Consider the following 18,818-nt stretch of genomic DNA (forward strand, 5'->3'; position numbering starts at 1 on the left):
CTTCGGCCCCACGACCACGGCGAGTTTAGGGATCTTCCTTCTCCCCCAAAGAAACCACTCCACCCCATCGAGCACCTGGCAGGCTCGGGTGCGGCCTGGTTGGGGCGTGGTTTGCTGCTGCTCGTTCCGCCCCATCGAGCACTGGGCGAGCGTCGGTTCGGCCTGGCAGCAGAGCGGGTTCGCGGCTCCGTCTACACCATCAAGCACCTGGTGGGGGGCGGGGTTAGCGGCAGGTGTGCCGCTGGGCTCGGGTGCGGCCAGGTGGGTGGGTCCGAGATGGGGGTGCGTGCGGGTGCCTGGGGGCGACTTTGACCGGAGTCAGCCGTGGGGGCGGACTGGCAGGGTGCGTAGGCCGCGCATCAGGGTGCTGTCCCGCCATTTCACGCTGGTGGTGGGTTCGCCTGCTGGGGCCAGGGTGGGGAATCTGGTCAGGAGGGCGCCTAGGGCGATTTCTGCTTCCAGTCTGGCCAGTGGGGCGCCTACGCAGTAGTGGATGCCGTGGCCGAAGGCCAGGTGGGCCGAGGGTGCCCTGGTGACGTCCAGTTGGTCTGGGTTGGGGAAGCGGTTGGGGTCGCGGTTGGCTGAGCTGAGGGAGACCAGGACCAGTTCCCCGGCCGGGATCTCCACGTCGGAGTAGGTGACTGGTTCGGCGGTGTAGCGCAGGGTGGCGAGGTTGACTGGGCCCTCGTAGCGCAGGAACTCCTCGATCGCGCCGGGCAGCAGTGCTGGGTTGGCGCGCAGGGTGGCTAGTTGGTCGGGGGCTTCCAGTAGGGCGAGGACGCCGTTGCCGATGAGGTTGACGGTGGTGTCGTGGCCTGCGACCAGGAGCACGAAGACCATCGCGATCAGTTCTTGTTCGGTGAGGCGGTCGCCGTCCTCGACGGCGTGGATGAGGTCGGTGATCAGGTCGTCGGCTGGGGCGGCGCGTTTGGTGGCGATGAGTCCGGTCAGGTACTCGGTCATCGACACGGCGGCGGCGCCGGAGTCCTCGGTCATGGGGGTGGCCACCAGGCGGGAAGTCCAGTGGCGGAAGGAATCGCGGTCGGTGTCGGGGACGCCGAGGAGTTCGCAGATCACCGTCATCGGCAGTGGGAAGGCGAAAGCGTCGAGCAGGTCGACCTCGTCGTGGGTGGCCAGGTCGTCCAGAAGGTCGGCGGTGATCTCTTCGATCCGGGGACGCAGGCGCTCGACCCGGCGGGAGGTGAACGCCTTGGTCACCAGCTTGCGCAGCCGGGTGTGGTCGGGCGGGTCGGAATTGAGCATGTGTTCGGAAAGGACGCTCAGGAACTGGATGAGCGGGCCGTCCGAGGTGCGGTGGCGGGTGATCAGCTCCCGCATCGCGGCGATGTCCTTGCGCACGCGCGGGTCGGCCAGCACCGCGCGGGCGTCGGCGTAGCGGGTGACCAGCCACGCGTTGACCCCGCCCGCGCTCACGATCCGGCGCACCGGGCCGGTTTCGCGGAGTTCCGCGTAGAGCGGGTACGGGTTCTGGATGAAGCCCTCGTCAAGGGTGATCGTCGTCGTGGTCATGACAGCCGCACCGGGAAAGCGTTGAGGGCGCGCACGATCGTGCTGTTCCGCCAGGCGAGGTCGGCCGGGTCGGCCGCGAGCGCCAGGTTCGGGAACCGGGCCAGGAGCGCGCCGATCGCGATCTCGGCCTCCATTCTGGCCAGCGGAGCGCCGACGCAGTAATGGATGCCGTGGCCGAAGGCCAGGTGCGCGGACGGCGGCCGGGTGACGTCGAGCTGATCACCGCCCGGGAATCGGCGCGGGTCGCGGTTGGCCGCGCCGATGGCGACCGCGATGAACTCGCCCTCGGGGATCTCGACATCGCCATAGGTGACGGGCTCGACCGTGTAGCGCATCGTGGCGAGGTTGACCGGGCCGTCGAAGCGCAGGAACTCCTCGACCGCGCCGGGCACCAGCGTCGGGTCGGCGCGCAGCGCGGCGAGCTGGTCGGGCGCGCGCAACAGCGCGAGCGTGGCGTTGCCGATCAGGTTGACCGTGGTCTCGTGCCCGGCCAGCAGCAGCAGGAACGTCATGGAGACCAGTTCCTGCTCGCTGAGCCGGTCGCCGTCCTCGACCGCCTCGATCAGGGCGGTCAGCAGGTCGGGCCCGGGGGCGGCGCGCTTGGTGGCGATCAACTGGACCAGGTACGCCTGCATGGCCACGGCCGCGGCCTGGACCTCCTCGATCGGCGCGGCCGAGAGCAGTGTGGCGCTCCAGCGCCGGAACGACTCGCGGTCGCCGTCCGGCACGCCGAGCAGTTCGCAGATCACCGTCATCGGCAGCGGGAAGGCGAAGGCGTCGAGCAGGTCGACCTCGTCGTGGCCCGCCATGTCGTCAAGCAGGCTCGCGGTGATCTCCGCGACCCGCGGCCGCAGGTGCTCCACCCCGCGCGCGGTGAACGCCTTGTTCACCAGCTTCCGCAGGCGGGTGTGGTCCGGCGGGTCGGAGTTGAGCATGTGCGCGGCCAGGTCGGTGGCGAACCCCTCCCGACCGGGCCGCTCCGACCCGTTGTGCCGCTCCAGCAGCGGCCCGGCGCCCGCGAGGTCCTTGCTCAGCCGGGGGTCGGCGAGCGCGGCCCGCGCCTCGGCGTAGTCGGTGATGATCCACACGCGCAGGCCCTGTGGGAGCACGACCGGGCGCGCGGGGCCGGTTCCCCGGAGTTCGGCGTAGAGGGCGAACGGATCGTGGAAGAAGCTCTCGTCAAGCTCGATGGCCGTGATGTCCTCGATGGCCGTGGCTTCGCTGTCCAGCACGGAACACCATCCCCCTAGTGACCCCGGTAAACCCCGTTAACCACCACGGTACCGAGGATCACCCGAAGAAGGAGAAGATTACGCCGAACGGGTGATCTTAGGACAGGCAGTTCGGCCCAAGCAGCGCCTTGAGATCGCCCATCAGGGACGGCGACGGGCTCACCCGCAGCGCGTCATCGAGCTTGAGCAGGGTCTGCCGGGGGCCGTTGATCAGCTTGAGGTGGACCTCGGTGGTGCCCGGGTACGCGCCGAGGACCTCCTTGAGCTGCGCGACCAGCGGCGGGGTGCACTTGGTCGCCGCCATGCTCAGCCGGAACGGGGCGCCGTCGGCGTTGGACAAGTCGGGCACGGCGAGGTCGTTGGCGATCAGCGAGATGCGGTCGTCGCGCTTGGCCACCCGGGCCTTGACCAGGACGATCGCGTCCTCCAGCACCCCCATGCCCACGACCGCGTAGGTCTTGGGGAAGAACAGCACCTCGATGCCACCGGCGAGGTCTTCGAGCTGCGCGGACGCCCACGGCTCGCCGTTGCGGTTCACCCGCCGGTTGACCGAGGCGAGGATGCCGCCGATCACGACCTGCGCGCCGTCGCCGACACCGCCGTCGAGGATCGTGGTGATCGCGGTGTCCGACTGCGCGGCCAGGATGTGCTCGACGCCGTTGAGCGGGTGGCCGGAGACGTAGAGGCCGAGCATTTCCCGCTCCAGGGCGAGCTGGTGCTTGGTCTCCCAGACGTCGTCCGGCACGCGGACGTCGAAAACACTGCGGACGCTGTCGTCGGCGTCGTCGCTGCCCGCGCCGAACAAATCGAACTGGCCGACCGCCTCGGCCTTCTTCGTCTCCATGACCGCGTCGATAGCGTCGGTGTGGATGAGGAACAGGCCCTTGCGCGGGTGCTTGAGCGAGTCGAACGCGCCCGCCTTGATCAGCGATTCCACGACCTTCTTGTTGCACCCCGACGCGTCCACCTTGCGCAGGTAGTCGGAGAAGTCGGCGAACTCGCCCTTCTCGACCCGCGCCTTGATGATCGCGTCGACCACGTTGGCTCCGACGTTGCGGATCGCGCCGAGACCGAAGCGGATGTCGTTGCCGACAGGGGCGAACTCCTTCTCCGACTCGTTGACGTCGGGCGGCAGGACGGTGATGCCCATCTTGCGGCACTCGGCCAGGTAGACCGCCGCTTTGTCCTTGTCGTCGCGGACGCTGGTGAGCAGGGCGGCCATGTACTCGGCCGGGTAGTTGGCCTTGAGGTAAGCCGTCCAGTACGAGACCAGCCCGTACGCGGCCGAGTGCGCCTTGTTGAACGCGTAGTCGGCGAACGGGACCAGGATGTCCCACAGGGTCTTGATGGCGTCCTTGGGGTAGCCGTTCTTCTCCATGCCGCCGGAGAAGTTGACGAACTCCGCGTCCAGGACTTCCTTCTTCTTCTTGCCCATGGCGCGGCGCAGCAGGTCCGCTTGGCCGAGCGTGTAGCCCGCCAGCTTCTGCGCGATCGCCATGACCTGCTCCTGGTAGACGATCAGGCCGTAGGTCGTGCCGAGGATGTCTTCGAGCGCGTCGGCGAGCGCCGGGTGGATCGGGGTGATCTCCTGCTGCTTGTTCTTGCGCAGCGCGTAGTTCGTGTGCGACTTGGCGCCCATCGGGCCGGGCCGGTAGAGCGCGCCGACCGCCGAGATGTCCTCGAAGTTGTCGGGGCGCATGAGGCGCAGCAGGTCGCGCATGGGCCCGCCGTCGAGCTGGAACACCCCGAGCGTGTCGCCGCGCGAGAGCAGCTCGTAAGTCGCCTTGTCGTCCAGGCCCAGGGTTTCCAGATCGGGCACCGGCTTGCCGTTGCGCTCGATGTTGCGCAGCGCGTCATCGATGACGGTGAGGTTGCGCAGGCCCAGGAAGTCCATCTTCAGCAGGCCCAGCGACTCACAGGTCGGGTAGTCGAACTGGGTGATGATCGAGCCGTCCTGCGGGCGCTTCCACAGCGGAATCGTCTCCATCAGCGGCTCCGCGGAGAGGATGACCGCGCAGGCGTGCACGCCCGCGTTACGGATCAGGCCCTCCAGTCCCCGGCCGGTGTCGATGATCTCCTTGACCTGCGGGTCGCTGTTGTAGAGCTCGCGGATCTCGGTGGCCTCGTTGTACCGCTTGTGGCTGGGGTCGAACAGGCCGTTGAGCGGGATGTCCTTCGCCATCACGGCGGGCGGGTACGCCTTGGAGATCTTGTCGGCGATGGCGTAGCCGGGCTGCCCGTAGAGCACCCGGGCGGAGTCCTTGATCGCGGCCTTGGCCTTGATCGTGCCGAAGGTGATCACCTGCGCGACCTTGTCCGCGCCCCACTTCTCGGTGGTGTAGCGGATGACGTCGCCGCGCCTACGCTCGTCGAAGTCGATGTCGATGTCGGGCGGGCTGACGCGGTCGGGGTTGAGGAACCGCTCGAAGATCAGGCCGTGCGCCAGCGGGTCGAGGTCGGTGATGCCCATCGCGTACGCGATCAGCGCGCCCGCGGCCGACCCTCGGCCGGGGCCGACCCGGATGCCGTTGTTCTTCGCCCACTGGATCAGGTCGGCGACGACCAGGAAGTAGGCCGGGAAGCCCATCTGCAGGATGACGCCGATCTCGAACTCGACCTGCCTGCGGTGCTCCTCGTCCACGCCCTCGGGGAACCGGCGGTGCATCCCCGCCCACACCTGCTCGCGGAAGAACTCGTCCTCGGTCTTGCCCTCGGGGATCGGGAACTTCGGCATCAGGTTCCGGAACTCGAACATCCCGGTGGTGTCGACCTTCTCGGCGACCAGCAGGGTGTTGCGGCACCCCTCCTGCCACGGGTCGGACGAGTCGATCGCGCGCATCTCATCCGGCGACTTCAGGTAGTAGCCGTCGCCGTCGAACCGGAACCGGGTCGGGTCCTGCAATGTGCTGGCGGTCTGCACGCACAGCAGCGCGTCATGGGCGGTGCTGTCGCTCTTGTACGTGTAGTGCGAGTCGTTGGTGACCACGAACGGGATGTCGAGCTTGCGGGCGATGTCGACCAGCCCGCCGCGGACCCGGCGCTCGATCTCGATGCCGTGGTCCATCAGCTCGACAAAGAAGTTGTCCTTGCCGTAGATGTCGCGCCAGTCCGCCGCGGCCTTGAGCGCCTCCTCGTCCTGGCCGAGCCGCAGCCGGGTCTGCACCTCGCCGGACGGGCAGCCGGTGGTGGCCATCAGGCCCTCGCGGTTCTCCGCGATCAGCTCCCGGTCCATCCTGGGCCACTTGCCGAGCTGCCCCTCCAGGGAGGCGAGGCTGGACAGCCGCATCAGGTTGCCCAGGCCGGTCGCGTCGCGCGCCCAGATCGTCTGGTGGGTGTAGGCGCCGCTACCGGCGACGTCGTCGCTCTTCTGGGCCGGGTCGCCCCACCGGATACGGTCCTTGGTGAACCGCGACGCGGGCGCGATGTAGGCCTCGATGCCCAGGATCGGCTTGATGCCCGCGCTCGTGGCCTGCTTGAAGAAGTCGTAGATGCCGTTGGTGTGACCGTGGTCGGTGATCGCCACCGAGGTCATCCCCAGCCGCTCGCACTCGGCGAACATGTCCTTGAGCTTGGCCGCTCCGTCGAGCATCGAGTACTCGGTGTGCACATGGAGATGAGCGAAGGAGTCAGCCACGGCGACACCCTAGCGACACCCGCCGACAACCTCGCCCAAGGGGCGGCGCGACACGCTGATATCTCTCGTCACAGCGGGATTCTCTTGGCACAGCGGCAAAAGCGCCGCATTGTAGCCGCCGAACGGGCACAGTGGGACACATGCGTTTCCGTCCTGTTTCGCCTGACGTGCTCGCCGACGAGCTGACCGCGCGGATCGACGCGCGGGAGCGCGCGGGGTGGACGCGGGTGATCGTCGACGGCGCCCCGCCCACCGAGCCGGGGGCGCTCGCCGACGCGCTCGGCGAGCGGTTGCGGGTGCTCGGGCGGCCGGTGCTGCGGGTCTCGGCCGCGGACTTCCTGCGGCCAGCGTCGCTGCGTTTCGAGCGTGGCAGGCATGACGCCGACGCCCGCTACGAGACCTGGTTGGACGAGGGCGCGCTGCGCCGCGAGGTGCTCGGCCCGCTCGGCCCCGGCGGGTCGGGCCGGGCGCTGCCCGCGCTGTGGGACGCGGCGACCGACCGCGCCACCCGGGCGGAGTACGTCGCCCTCGGCGCGGGCGGCGTCCTCCTGCTCGACGGCGAGTTGCTGCTCGGCCGCGGCCTGCCGCACGAGCTGTCCGCGCACCTGTGGCTGTCCGCCCCCGCGCTGGCCCGGCGGCTGCCCGCAGACGAGCACTGGGCGCTGCCCGCGTTCGCCCGCTACGACGCCGAGGTCCGCCCCCTGCACACCGCCGACGCGGGCGTGCGCGCCGACGACCCCCGGCACCTCGCGCTGCTGGACGACGCCCCGGTGTGAGGTCGCGCTCCGTGCGGATTCGATCACCGAAACCGATCTTGCCCGTGTCGAGTCCCGGCTTCCGCCGCGAGCCGCCCGCCAACCGGGTAGCGTGCGGCCCGTGGTCGTGACGGATCCGGTTGATGCCCGCCTACTCGGTGTGGTCGCCGAAATGGGCAGGGCAGCGGTGCACGAGGTGGCCGCGAGGCTGGGCATGGACCCCCGGGAAGTGGCCTCGCGGCTGGTCGCCCTGTCCGGCGCGGGCCTCCCCCTCCTCGTCGGCGTCGAATGCGATCCCAACGGCGTCCGCGCCGCACTGGCCAGGACACCCGCACCCCCCTCTTACGGCGTGCAGGGCACCCCCTCCGGCGTCTACCCGCCACCCCCCGGCCCCCAGAGCGGCGGCTACCAGCCCCAGCAGGCGCAGTACCCCCCGCAGCAGCAACAGAACTTCGCCCACCACCCTCCCAGCGGCCCATACCAGGTGCGCACCGGCCCACCCAGCCAGCCTTTCCCCACCCCCGCGGGCCCACCCAGCCAACCCATTCCCCAGCCCCACCCCGCTCCCCCCGCGAACGAGCCGATCAGCACCTGGGGCCCACCCGGCAGCGCCTCCTGGGCCCGTGGCGACCAGCCCCCGGCCCTGGCCGTCGACCGCACCCAGCCGACAACCCGGATGAACACCCCCACCCGCCAGGGCAAGGTCGGCACCACCCTGGAAACCTCGGGCCTGGAAGGCGAACGCCTCTCCGTCCAACTGGTGGAGGTAGTAGACCCCGCCGACTACTTGTTCACCGCCGCCGGCTACCGCCTCCAACCAGGCGAGCGGTCGATAGTGGTGCACACGGAGTTGACCAACCGAGGCACAGTCCCGTTCAGCACCCTGCCTGACCTCTACCTGGTCCTGGTCACCCCGGACGGCCAAACAATCTCCAAGGCCCCAGTCTCTCTATCCTCACGCCCCCCACACCGAATAGGCGTGGCCCCCGGCGAGACAGCAGGCGGACACACGGTTTACGTGGTCCCAGAAGACATAGTGGTCACCTCAGTCCGCTGGAGCCCCCGCCCAGACGAGGAATCCCTAACCCTCACCTGGACAGTCGAGAACTGAGAACCAGCGACGCTGGCTGGCCCCCCTCCTGCCAGGCAGCACCGCCCCTGCCATGCACTGGTGAGAGCGGAACAGCGAACCCACGCTCCTGCCAACCGAACCCGGCCCTGCCAGGTGCCCGGTGGTGCAGACCGAACAGCGAACCCGAGCATCTGCCAACCGCTGCCCGGTCCTGCCAGGTGCTCGATGGGGTGGAGTGGTTTCTTCGGGGGAGAAGGAAGATCGCTAAGCTGGCTCCGCACGTGTGAGGCCGAAGGCATCCCACCCGTCTTTCACACGGCGATCTTCCTTCGTAGGGGCCCCGAAGAAACCACTCCACCCCATCGAGCAACCCCCACCAAGCCAAGCCCCCGAGCAAGCCCCGACTACCGCCCGAACAGCTTGCTCAGCCATCCCTTCTTAGACGGCGGCGGCGCGGCCTGAGCCTGAATAGGACTGGTAGGCGGCTCCCGGTCATAAGCGACCTCAGCCGTATCACCGCCCCCGATGACCTGAGGCGCGACCCCATCCACCAGGAACCCGCCAGTGTCCTCGTCCGGTCTATCCGTGCCGCTCATAAGCACCGCCTCTAGCCGTCGCCAAGTCAAATCCAACTTAGCCGAGGATCTCCGCACGGACCTCAGTAATCGGCGGCGAGCGTGTCCAGCGCCCCAGCGAGATCGGCCGGATACTCGCTGGTGAACTCCACCCACCGACCGTCGTCGGGATGGTGAAACCCCAGCGTGCGGGCGTGCAGCCACTGCCTGGCCAGGCCGAGGCGCTTGGCGAGGCTCGGATCGGCGCCGTAGGTCAGATCACCGACACAAGGGTGACGGAGGGCGGAGAAGTGGACCCGGATCTGGTGCGTCCGCCCGGTCTCCAGTTTGACGTCAAGCAGTGACGCGGCCCGGAACGCCTCGATCGTCTCGTAGTGGGTGACGCTGGGTTTGCCGCCCGCGACGACCGCCCACCGGTAGTCGTGGCGGGGGTGCCGGTCGATGGGCGCGTCGATGGTGCCGACGCTCGGGTCGGGGTGGCCTTGGACGAGCGCGTGGTAGCGCTTCTCGACCGTGCGCTCCTTGAAGGCGCGTTTGAGCACGGTGTACGCGTATTCGCTCTTGGCCACCACCATCACCCCGGTGGTGCCGACGTCGAGGCGGTGGACCACGCCTTGGCGCTCGGCGGCGCCGGAGGTGGAGATCCGGATGCCCGCGGCGGCCAGGCCGCCGATGACCGTTGGCCCGGTCCACCCGGGGCTGGGGTGGGCGGCGACGCCCACCGGCTTGTCGACCACGACCACGTCGTCGTCCTGGTGGATGATCTCCATGCCTTCGACGGCGATGGCGCGGACCTCGACCGGGCGGTCGGGCTCGGGGAGGGTGACCTCCAGCCAGGTCCCGGCGAGCAGTCGGTCGGATTTGCCCGCGGGCCTGCCGTCGACCAGGACGTCGCCGGACTCGGCGAGCGCGGCCACGATGGTGCGGGACAGGCCGAGCAGCTTGGACAGCCCGGCGTCGACCCGCATGCCGTCGAGGCCGTCGGGCACGGGCAGGGTGCGTGATTCGCTCATGCGGCCACCTCACAAGTTCGGTGGCTCCGCTCGCGGGCGCACTGTGTCAACGATTCGCTCGCAGGCTCGCTCATGCGGCCACCCCACAAGATCGGCGGCTCCGCACGCGGGCGCACTGGGTCGATGATTCGCTCGCGGGCTTGCTCATGCAGCGTCTCCGGCCTTGTCGCGGGTGGTGCTGCCGTCGTAGTCGCGGCCGAGGATCGCCATCAGCACGATCAGGACGCCGCCGATGGAGATGCCCGAGTCGGCGACGTTGAACACCGGGAAGAAGTCGCCGTTGGGCGCGAAGACGGAGATGAAGTCGACCACGTGCCCCTGAAACACCCCGGGCGCGCGGAAGATCCGGTCGGTGAGGTTGCCCAGCGCGCCCGCGAGCACCAGGCCCAAGCCCAGCGCCCAGCCCGTCGAGCGCAGCTTGGGCATGATCCACACGATGGCGACGACGACCCCGGCCGCGATCAGGGTGAACAGCCAGGTCATGCCGGTGGCCATGGAGAACGCGGCGCCCGCGTTGCGGACCAGTTGCAGGTAGACCGCGCCGCCGAGTACCCGGACCGGGGGCTCGCCCTCCAGCGTGGCGGTGGCGATGATCTTGGTGATCAGGTCCAGCGCGAAGACCACCATGGCCGTGGACAGCAGCAGCGCGCCCCGCCGGGGTGGCGGCTCGGCCGTGGCCTCCTGCTCAGCCGTGGCCTCCTGCTCGGTCGCCGCGTGTTCGATCTCGGTGCCGCGGTCGTCGCCACGTTCTGTGCTCACCGGCCCATTGTCCATGGTGGCCGTGCGCGGCCGGTCAGGAGACCTCGCGCAGGAACGGCGGCAGGGGGCGCGGGTCGTTGGCAGGCGTCCACCGGCCGTCCACGAGGACGTAGTCGGCGGCGGGTCCGTCGGTCACCAGCGACCGCAGCGCGGCCACGAGCCGGTCGACGTGCTCGGTTGTGGTGCCCAGCCCGATGCTGACCCGCAGCGCCCGCTGCTCCCCCGCGCCCACGCGGCCCAGGAGCCTGCGGGTGGCGATGTGGGCGCAGAACGCGCCGTCGCGGACGCCGATGCCGTGCTCGGCCGACAGGACCGCGGCGGCCAGGCCCGCCTCGACGCCGTCGATGGTGAAGCTGACGACGCCGACCCGGTCGTGCTCAGGTCCGAACAGGCTCAGCCCGCGCAGGCCGGGCACCGTGGCCAGGCCCGAGCGCAGCCTGCGCAGCAGCGCGCGCTCGTGCGCGACGATCGCGTCCCAGCCGTGCCGGGTGATCGTCTCGCAGGCGACGGCCAGCGCGTGCGCGCCGACGACGTTGGGCGAGCCAGCCTCGTGCCGCTCGGGCACCTTCGACCAGGCCACGCCGAGCCGGTCGCCCCAGTCGACCACCTGGGCGGTCGCTCCCCCGCCGACTAGGTAGGGGTCGGCGGCGTTGAGCCAGTCCGCGCGGCCGATCAGCGCGCCCGCGCCGAAGGGGGCGTAGAGCTTGTGCCCGGAGAGGGCCACGTAGTCGACGTCGAGCGCGCGGATGTCGATCGGCCGGTGCGGGGCGAGCTGCGCGGCGTCGAGCACGATCCGGGCGCCGTGCCTTCGCGCGACCTCGGCCAGCGCGGCGACCGGCCAGATTTCGCCGGTGACGTTGGACGCCGCGGTGAGCACGACCAGGCGCGGGCCGACCGCGCAGGCCGAAAGCGCGGCGTCGAGGGCGAGCACCGCGTCACCGGCGCTGGCCGGGGTCTCGATCCGGTGGACCCGGGGGCCGCGCCAGGGCAGCAGCGCCGCGTGGTGCTCGGTGTCGAACAGCACCACCGAGGTGTTCTTGGGCAGCGCCTTGGCCAGCAGGTTGAGGCTGTCGGTGGTGTTGCGGGTGAACACCACCGCGTCGCTCGGGCGGGCGCCGACGAACCGGCGCAGCACCGCGCGGGCCTGCTCGTAGACCTTGGTGCTGACCTGCGACGCGAAGCCCGCGCCGCGGTGGACGCTGGCGTACCAGGGCAGCAGCTCGTCCACCGCGTCGCGCACGGCTTCAAGACACGGCGCGCTGGCGGCGTGGTCGAGGTTGGCGTAGCCGACGCGGCGGCCGTCGACCAGCGGGACGACCAGTCGCGCGCCGACCACCGGCGGCACGGCGACAGCGGCCGTCTCCGGGGCGGTCTCGGGCGTGCGGGCCGCGGGAACAGCGAGCGTCATGGGGGCTGACCTCCAGGTCCAGGGGACCCGCGAGGGGTCCGCGCTTGCCCGTCCCGCACCGCGCGGGAGGACCAGGTCCTCACCCGGGGCACCCCACCGCGGAGGAGGGTTGCCGGCCAGCAAACCGGGGTTTGACGCTGGCGCTCGTGACCTTGCCGCAGAACATAGCCGACGCGCTGCTCAGGATCGAGCGGCAGCCCACCAGGTGAGAGCGGGCTCACTCGTCGCCGGTCTCGCCTTTCCAGCGGGCGTAGCGGCCTGCCCGGTCGACCGCGCGGATGCGGTTCTCGGTGGCCTCGCGGGCGTCCTGGGTGGTGACGACCAGGACTTGGTCGCCAACCTGCAAACGAGTGTTGGCACCTGGGGTGAACGCGCCCGTGGCCCGCGCGACCAGGCTCACCGTCGCGCCCACGGGCAGGCGCAGCTCGGACAGGTAGACGCCGTGCAGCTTCGAGCCCTGCGGGATCGTCACCTGCAACAGCTCGGCGTTGAGCTCGTCAAGGGTCGCCGCGTCGACCTCGACCTCCTTGGCGCGAGCCCCGGCGTCGAGCCCGAGCGCCTTGGCCAGCAGGCCAAGAGTGCTTCCCTGCACCAGGGTCAGCACGATCACCAGGACGAACACGGCGTCGACCAGTTGCTGCGCGCCGGGCACGCCCTGCGACAGCGGGATCATGGCCAGCACGATGGGCACCGCCCCGCGCAACCCGGCCCAGGACAGGAACACCTGTTCTCGCCAGGGGACGCGGAACGGCGTGACGGACAGCAGCACCGACAGCGGCCGGGCGACCAGCGTGATCACCGCCCCGGCCACCAGTCCGGGCACCAGCGCGTCGAGCAGCCGCGAGGGCGAGGCGAACAGTCCCAAGAGGACGAACAGGCCGATCTGCGCCAGCCAGCCCATCCCCTCGGCGAAGGACACGGTGTCCGACCGGTGCGGCAGCCGCGAGTTCCCCAGCACCAGCCCGGCGATGTAGGTGGCGAGCAGCCCGGAGGCGTGCGCGGCCTGCCCGCAGGCGAAAGCGAGCACGCACACCGCGACCGTGGCCAGCGGGTAGAGGCCGGTCGCCGGGAGCGCGGCCCGGCGCAGCGCGTGCGTGCCGAGCCAGCCGAGCCCCAGGCCGATCAGCGCGCCAGCGCCGAGTTCGTAGAGCATGGTCAGCGGCAGGCCCCAGCCGATCGGGTCGGTGGAGGCCAGCAGCACGACGGCGATGTAGCTCGGCGCGTCGTTCATGCCGCTTTCCAGCTCAAGCGAGCCGACCAGCCGCCGGGTGACCGAGAGCCTGCGCAGCACGCTGAACACCGCGGCGGCGTCGGTGGAGGCGAGCACCGCGCCCCACAGCAGGGCGAGCCGCCAGTCGAAGCCGAGAATCCAGTGCAGTCCGGCCGCGGTCAGCCCGACGCTGATCACAACCGCCACTGTGGACAGTGCGATTCCCGGCCACAGCGCGGGTTTCACCTCACCCCAGCGCGTGGTGAGGCCGCCCTCGGTGAGGATCATGACCAGGGCGGCCAAGCCGAGCGCCTGCGTCAACTCGGCGTTCTCGAACTCGATGCCCAGGCCCGCTTCGCCGACCAGGACACCGATCCCGAGGTAGAGCAGCAACGAGGGCAGTCCGAGTCGGACGGACACCCGCACCGCGAGAACGGCCAGCAGGAGAACGGCCGCGCCGATACCGAGCGCCAGGGTCAGGTCGTCCATCCCACCTCCTCCTGGCCGCGCGGCGGCCCGCATGGTGCGAGCGCCTGGTGTTGTGAGCGCATTGTCCCCTTTCAACCGGGTGGGGGCGCACTCGACAAACCGGTCACGCGCTGGGTGAGGCAATGGTCACGGCTGGTCGCCGAGCAATCGGGCCAGCGTGCGCGCGGCATTCGGCGGCACCGGGTCCAGTTCGACCACCTTGTCCCTGCCCCGTTCCCCGGCCACGATCCGCACGTCGTTGCGGCGCGCGCCGAACGCGTCGGCGAGCGCGCGGCGGACCGCTTCGTTCGCCTTGCCTTCCACCGCGGGCGCGGCGACCGCCACGACGAGCGTGTCGCCGTCGCTAGTGCTGTGGCCGGGCCACCGACCGCCGACGGCGGCGCGGCGCGCGCCCGGTTTCACCCGAACCCCGAACCGGAACACCATCAGGCGTCCACCGATTCGGTCAGCAGCACGCGCAGCACTTCGGCCACGTGCGCCCGGCGGGCCGCGGCCGACCGCGGCAGGGTTTCCGGCGCGCCCCGGCTGAGCTGGGCCTGTCCGAGGTAGACGGAGTAGGCGATCACCGCGCGCCGCCTGGCCTGGGCGCGGCCGAAGCCGTGCTGGGCGAACTGGGTCGCGAGGTACTCCACCCGCCGCTCGCCGACCCGCGCGACGGCAGCCGCGACGAGTGGATCGCTCAGCGAGGCCAGGAGCGCGAGTTCCACGTCGGCCCCCTGTTCCGGGTAGAGCACGGCGCCGAAGAGGATGCGCAGTCGCTCGGTGGGGGTCTCACCCGCTTCGGCGAGGTCGATGACCGCCTCGGTGTGCTCGCGCTCCCACCGTTCGAGGGTGGCCTGCACGAGCGCGTCGCGCGTGGCGAAATGCCAATAGACGCTGCCTTTCGTCGCGCCGACCCGCGCCGCGAGCGGTTCTACCGCGAGCGCGGCGAGTCCGCCTTCCGCGAGCGCGGAAAGCGCGATCTCGGTCCAGTCCTCTCGGGTTCGACGCTGTGCTGCCACGAATCCATACGCTAGCGTACGGGGTGAACCATACGCTTCCGTACGGAAGGTGATCTGATGATCGACAATCGGCATGAGCGCGCCCTGCCCGTCGCTCCCGCGCGCGTCGGCGCGCTGCTGGACCGGATCGCGGGCGCGGACAGCCCGCTGTGGCCGGTCGACCACTGGCCGCCGATGCTGTTCGACGCCCCGCTCGGGCCGGGCGCGACCGGCGGGCACGGCCCGGTCGGCTACACCTGCACCGCCTACCAGCCGGGCAAGATGGTCGAGTTCACCTTCACGCCGGGGATGGGCCTGCGCGGGACGCACACCTTCCTGATCCTCGACGGCCCCTCGCCAGACTCGTGCGTCCTGCGGCACATCCTGCGCGCCGAATCGCACGGCATCGGCCGTGTCACCTGGCCCCTGGCCATCCGGTGGATGCACGACGCCCTGCTCGAAGACCTGCTCGACCGCGCGGCCGCCCACGTCGGCCACCCGCCCGCCCGACCCGCGCGGTGGTCCCCTTGGGTGCGAGTGCTGCACCGGATCGCGAGCGCCCGCGCCAAGGATGACGACGGAAAAGACCCACAGGTCAGCGGCCCGCCACGACCTGATCGGGGTAACCGGCACTGACGACGTCACTCGTAAGACAGAGCATTCGCGACACAGAAAGTCACAGTGCGCACACGACCGATTACGGGTTTAGCATGGGTCGACCGCAGCGCGCGGCGGTCGACCCCCACCCTCCCGAATCACCCATCGAAGGAGGTACCGGCTCGCTCCCGTTTCTCGGGACCGCAGAGCAGGCATCCCCTATGTCCGCACACCATGTGAGCGCGGATTTCCCCGCGCCGCGCGTTTGGCATGCCGCCGAGGCCGGGGCGCGGGCGCTGCCCGCCGCCGCCCTGGCCGCCGTCACCGCGCTGCTCCGCCTGGCCGCGGGCGACGCGCCCACTCAGGCGGGCGAAGGCAGGCACCTCGCCCAGGTCTTCGCCGTCGACGCCCTCGACCGCATGCTCGACCCGTTCGTGTCGTCTCTAGCCTGGCTCCAGGTCGCCGCCTACACCACCGCCACCGACGCGTTCATCCGACACGCCACCGCGCTCAGCGCGGTCCGCGAGCCGATGGTGCTCGCCGCGACGGCCACCGGCGCGCTGCTGTGGCTGCTCGCCCGCCGGATGGGCCTGACCCGCTGGACCGCAGCGGCGGCGGTCGCGATCACGGCGCTGTCGCCGTTGGCGCTGAACCTGCAACTCGCCGTGCGGCCGGAAAACGTGGCCGTGCCGTGGGCGCTGGCCGCGCTGGCGCTGCTGTGGACCCCGCACCGGCACCGCAGGATCACCCCCGACCTGTGGGCGACGGTGTTCCTGGTCGTCGCCGTGCTCACCGCGCCGGTCACCCTCGCCCTGGTCGGCGCGGCCGCCCTGCTGGTGTGGCGGCGGGGGCGCAGGCGGCTCTCGCTCATGCTCGCCGCGCTGTTCAGCCTCGGCACCGGGATCGGCCTCGGCGCCGGGGCCGCCGTGACCGCCTTCCGGCACGCCTCCTATGGCCCCGGCCCCGGCGAGTGGCTGCGGCTGGACCCGCTGCTCGGCACGGCCGCCGTGGCCGCCGCGCTCGGCGCCCTGCTCTCCTACCGGCTGCGGCCCCTCGCTCTCGGCGTGCTCACGCTCGTCCTGCTCTCCGTCCTGCCCGACGGACCCGACACCGGAGCCCTCGCGGTCGTGGTCGCGCCTGCCGCGCTGTTGGTGGCCGCCGTGGTCGAACGCGGGCTCACGCACGGCGGCCGGGCGGGCAAGCACACCAGGACCCGGCCATTCCTGGCGCCGACCGCCGCCGTGGCGCTGACCGCCCTCGCGTTCGCCGTGCCCTCCTGGGTGAGCGGTTTGCGCGCCGCAGCCGACAGCCACACCGACCCGGTGGTCACGGCCGCGGCGACGAGGTGGCTCAGCGAGAATCTGCCGACGACTCCGGTCGTCACCGACTCCGCCACCTGGGCCGAGTTGGTGCGCGGGGGGCGGCGGCCCGAAATGGTGCTCCTCCCGGACCCGTGCGCGCGGGCTTGCGCGACGCGGTCCTGGCTGCTGGTGACCCCGACCCTGCGCATCGCCCTGCCCCACCTGCCCGCTCTGGCCGACGCGGCCGAGCACGCCGAGACCATCGCCGTCTTCGGCTCGGGCGCCGACCGCGTGGAGGTTCTGCGGCCCTCGGACGCCCAGGACGTCCCGCTCCTGACCGCCGCCCCGGAACTCCCGGACCTGCCGACGTCGCATCGCCTGACAGCGCACCGGGTCGACCTCGGCGTGCTGTCCACCCTGGCCGTCCTGCCTTGCGGCCGTCCCGTGGCGCCCGTTCCCGCCGACCAGCAGGAGACGGTCATCGTCACGGACGAGCCGGTGATCGGCCCGCTCGACCGACCGGAACCGGCGATCCTGCATCCGGTCGGGTTTCCGACCGGATGACCGCTCACTTCGCGGCGGCCAAGAACTTCCCGGTCACGGTGACAGCGGGCGCCGCGGCCCCGGCGTCGGCGACGAGCACCGCGAACGCGAGGTCGCCCCGGTATCCGGCGAACCAGCCGTGCGACCGGGTCCCGTCGCCGTACTGGGCGGTGCCGGTCTTGCCCGCGACCGCGCCGTGCCCGCGCAGCGCGCCACCCCGGCCCGAGGTGACCACCTCGCGCATCATCGGGCGCAGCGCCGCCAGGGTCGCGCTGGACGGCCCCCGGTAGCCGGTCTTGACGACTGTCTCCACGCCGGTAAACAGCTTCGGCGTCACCGCCGAGCCCTTCGCGACCGTCGCGGTCATCAGCGCCAGGCCGAACGGGCTGACCTGCACGGTGCCCTGCCCGATGCTGTTCTCCACCTGCTGCGGAGTCCCGGTCGCGGGCCGCACCTGGCCGGTCTGCGTGGTCAGTCCCGGGATCTCGAAGTCGGCGGCCAGCCCGAACTGGGCGGCGGCCCGGGACAACGAGTCCGCGGGCAGCTCAGCGGCCAGCGCGGCGAACGTGGTGTTGCAGGACTCGGCGAACGCGGTGCGCAGCGGCACCGGGCCCAACTCGAAGTCGGCGTTCTTGATCGAACGGGTGCCGATGGTCTGCGTTCCCGGGCAGGGCAGGACGGTGTCGACGGTCGCCTTGCCCGCGTCGAGCACGGCCGCCGCGGTGACGACCTTGAACGTCGAGCCGGGCGGGTAGAGGCCGTTGAGGGCGTCCAGCCGGTCCCCCGCCGCCGCGTTCTGCGCCACCGCGAGGATGCCGCCGGTCGAGGGCTGGATGGCCACCAGATACGCCGGACCGGCCGCGCTGTCCACCGCGGCCTGCGCGGCCGCCTGGGTCCGCAGGCTCAGGGTCGACTTCAGCGGCTCCACCGGCGCGGCAGGAGTGCCGAAAAGGCTCTCGACCTCCTTGCCCGCCGCGTCGACCAGCGCGATCCGGGTGCCGCCGCTGTCGGCTGGCAGGGTGACGCTCCCCTTCAGCGCGCTCGCCAGCAGCGGAGCCACTGCGGGGTCCACCGGTTGGGCGGTGGCGCCCTGCCAGGTCAGCAGCGGCTTGCCGTCCCGGTCGAGCACCGCGTTGGGCCCGGTCGCGCTGACCACCACGGCCAACTGGGTGCCCTCGGTCAGCTTCGGGTGGATCACCGCGGGCGACCACTTCACCCGCCACTTCCCGTCGACCCGCACCACCGACAGCGTGTTCGAGTAGGCCCACATCTGGCTGGACGGGAGCCGCCAGGACAGGGTGAACGTCTCGCTCACCTCGGTCGCTCCGGCGGCGGGCGTGGTGAGCGCGCTCGCCGTGGCCTGCACCGACTGCGGCCGCAGCGCCGCGCCGACCTTGGTCAGCAGCGCCACCGCGGCCGGTGGGGCGTCGGTCAGGTCCGCCGCCGCCTGGAACCGCTGCGCGGATAACGCCGCGAGGAACCTCTCGGCCACGTCCGTCGCGCCTAACGGCGCCTCGGTTCGCTGCGTTGTCGTCCCACCCGCCGCGGACGTCGGGGCCACCTCTCGCGGCACCAAGACGAACACCGCCAACAAGACAATGGCGACTACCGCCAGACCCCCAATGGACAAGATCCAGCGCTTGCGCGTCGTGGACACGCCCGACCCCCAGAACTACCCCAGCCCCCGACGCGCGACGTTCACGCCTCTGGCCACAATGCC

General features: G+C 71.1%; 14 protein-coding genes and 1 riboswitch. Of the genes, 4 read left to right on the forward strand and 10 right to left on the reverse strand.

Features of this window, described 5'->3' with window-relative positions:
- Positions 1-318 precede the first annotated feature (318 nt).
- The 3 genes from ACZ6SD_RS29680 to dnaE form a co-directional block, all read right to left on the reverse strand.
- Positions 319-1,530: a cytochrome P450 family protein gene (locus tag ACZ6SD_RS29680; protein ID WP_465320319.1), complete on the reverse strand. Its 1,212-nt coding sequence runs from the start codon at positions 1,528-1,530 to the stop codon at positions 319-321.
- Entirely contained in the window at positions 1,527-2,762 is a 1,236-nt protein-coding gene (locus tag ACZ6SD_RS29685; RefSeq protein WP_465320320.1) for a cytochrome P450 family protein, read from the reverse strand. Before ACZ6SD_RS29685 ends, ACZ6SD_RS29680 begins: the two co-directional genes overlap by 4 nt.
- A gap of 97 nt (positions 2,763-2,859) precedes the next feature.
- Complete coding sequence (gene dnaE, locus ACZ6SD_RS29690; RefSeq protein ID WP_465320321.1) at positions 2,860-6,396, reverse strand: DNA polymerase III subunit alpha; 3,537 nt, start codon at positions 6,394-6,396, stop codon at positions 2,860-2,862.
- A gap of 140 nt (positions 6,397-6,536) precedes the next feature.
- Between dnaE and ACZ6SD_RS29695 the strand changes: the two genes are divergently transcribed.
- Positions 6,537-7,172 (forward strand): nucleoside/nucleotide kinase family protein, encoded by a 636-nt coding sequence (locus ACZ6SD_RS29695; RefSeq protein ID WP_465320322.1) that lies wholly within the window; start codon positions 6,537-6,539, stop codon positions 7,170-7,172.
- 100 nt (positions 7,173-7,272) lie between these two features.
- Positions 7,273-8,262 carry an AsnC family protein gene (locus ACZ6SD_RS29700; protein ID WP_465320323.1) on the forward strand — a complete coding sequence of 330 codons (990 nt, stop codon included), beginning with the start codon at positions 7,273-7,275 and terminating at the stop codon, positions 8,260-8,262.
- A gap of 619 nt (positions 8,263-8,881) precedes the next feature.
- Here the strand turns inward: ACZ6SD_RS29700 and ACZ6SD_RS29705 are convergent.
- The 6 genes from ACZ6SD_RS29705 to ACZ6SD_RS29730 form a co-directional block, all read right to left on the reverse strand.
- Positions 8,882-9,811: an RluA family pseudouridine synthase gene (locus ACZ6SD_RS29705; RefSeq protein WP_465320324.1), complete on the reverse strand. Its 930-nt coding sequence runs from the start codon at positions 9,809-9,811 to the stop codon at positions 8,882-8,884.
- A 144-nt stretch (positions 9,812-9,955) separates the two neighbouring features.
- Positions 9,956-10,570, reverse strand: coding sequence for a signal peptidase II (gene lspA / locus ACZ6SD_RS29710; RefSeq protein WP_465320325.1), 615 nt, complete (start codon positions 10,568-10,570; stop codon positions 9,956-9,958).
- A 34-nt stretch (positions 10,571-10,604) separates the two neighbouring features.
- Positions 10,605-11,978 carry an aminotransferase class V-fold PLP-dependent enzyme gene (locus ACZ6SD_RS29715; protein ID WP_465320326.1) on the reverse strand — a complete coding sequence of 458 codons (1,374 nt, stop codon included), beginning with the start codon at positions 11,976-11,978 and terminating at the stop codon, positions 10,605-10,607.
- A 35-nt stretch (positions 11,979-12,013) separates the two neighbouring features.
- A riboswitch (SAM riboswitch) is annotated at positions 12,014-12,130 on the reverse strand.
- 65 nt (positions 12,131-12,195) lie between these two features.
- On the reverse strand, positions 12,196-13,677 hold the full coding sequence (locus ACZ6SD_RS29720; RefSeq protein ID WP_465320327.1) for a potassium/proton antiporter: 1,482 nt from the start codon (positions 13,675-13,677) through the stop codon (positions 12,196-12,198).
- A gap of 126 nt (positions 13,678-13,803) precedes the next feature.
- Positions 13,804-14,103, reverse strand: a complete 300-nt coding sequence (locus ACZ6SD_RS29725) for a DUF167 domain-containing protein (protein WP_465320328.1) — start codon at positions 14,101-14,103, stop codon at positions 13,804-13,806.
- Positions 14,103-14,678, reverse strand: coding sequence for a TetR/AcrR family transcriptional regulator (locus ACZ6SD_RS29730; RefSeq protein ID WP_465320329.1), 576 nt, complete (start codon positions 14,676-14,678; stop codon positions 14,103-14,105). Before ACZ6SD_RS29730 ends, ACZ6SD_RS29725 begins: the two co-directional genes overlap by 1 nt.
- Before the next feature lie 57 nt (positions 14,679-14,735).
- Here ACZ6SD_RS29730 and ACZ6SD_RS29735 point away from each other — a divergent pair, with 57 nt between their 5' ends.
- Complete coding sequence (locus ACZ6SD_RS29735) at positions 14,736-15,293, forward strand: SRPBCC family protein (RefSeq protein WP_465320330.1); 558 nt, start codon at positions 14,736-14,738, stop codon at positions 15,291-15,293.
- A gap of 182 nt (positions 15,294-15,475) precedes the next feature.
- Positions 15,476-17,119: a hypothetical protein gene (locus ACZ6SD_RS29740; RefSeq protein WP_465320331.1), complete on the forward strand. Its 1,644-nt coding sequence runs from the start codon at positions 15,476-15,478 to the stop codon at positions 17,117-17,119.
- A 4-nt stretch (positions 17,120-17,123) separates the two neighbouring features.
- On the opposite strand, the gene ACZ6SD_RS29745 is transcribed toward ACZ6SD_RS29740, so the two are convergent.
- The gene (locus ACZ6SD_RS29745; RefSeq protein ID WP_465320332.1) at positions 17,124-18,755 is read right to left on the reverse strand and encodes a penicillin-binding transpeptidase domain-containing protein; all 1,632 of its coding nucleotides are present in this window, start codon (positions 18,753-18,755) and stop codon (positions 17,124-17,126) included.
- Positions 18,756-18,818 lie beyond the last annotated feature (63 nt).

It is taken from the genome of Actinokineospora sp. NPDC051303, from assembly GCF_055586285.1.

Excerpts from the sequence above, each read along its gene's own strand:
- ACZ6SD_RS29705 (WP_465320324.1), bottom strand. The coding sequence starts at position 9,811 with ATGAGCGAATCACGCACCCTGCCCGTGCCCGACGGCCTCGACGGCATG.
- ACZ6SD_RS29715 (WP_465320326.1), bottom strand. The coding sequence starts at position 11,978 with ATGACGCTCGCTGTTCCCGCGGCCCGCACGCCCGAGACCGCCCCGGAG.
- ACZ6SD_RS29720 (WP_465320327.1), bottom strand. The coding sequence starts at position 13,677 with ATGGACGACCTGACCCTGGCGCTCGGTATCGGCGCGGCCGTTCTCCTG.
- ACZ6SD_RS29735 (WP_465320330.1), top strand. The coding sequence starts at position 14,736 with ATGATCGACAATCGGCATGAGCGCGCCCTGCCCGTCGCTCCCGCGCGC.
- ACZ6SD_RS29740 (WP_465320331.1), top strand. The coding sequence starts at position 15,476 with ATGTCCGCACACCATGTGAGCGCGGATTTCCCCGCGCCGCGCGTTTGG.
- ACZ6SD_RS29695 (WP_465320322.1), top strand. The coding sequence starts at position 6,537 with ATGCGTTTCCGTCCTGTTTCGCCTGACGTGCTCGCCGACGAGCTGACC.
- ACZ6SD_RS29680 (WP_465320319.1), bottom strand. The coding sequence starts at position 1,530 with ATGACCACGACGACGATCACCCTTGACGAGGGCTTCATCCAGAACCCG.
- ACZ6SD_RS29725 (WP_465320328.1), bottom strand. The coding sequence starts at position 14,103 with ATGGTGTTCCGGTTCGGGGTTCGGGTGAAACCGGGCGCGCGCCGCGCC.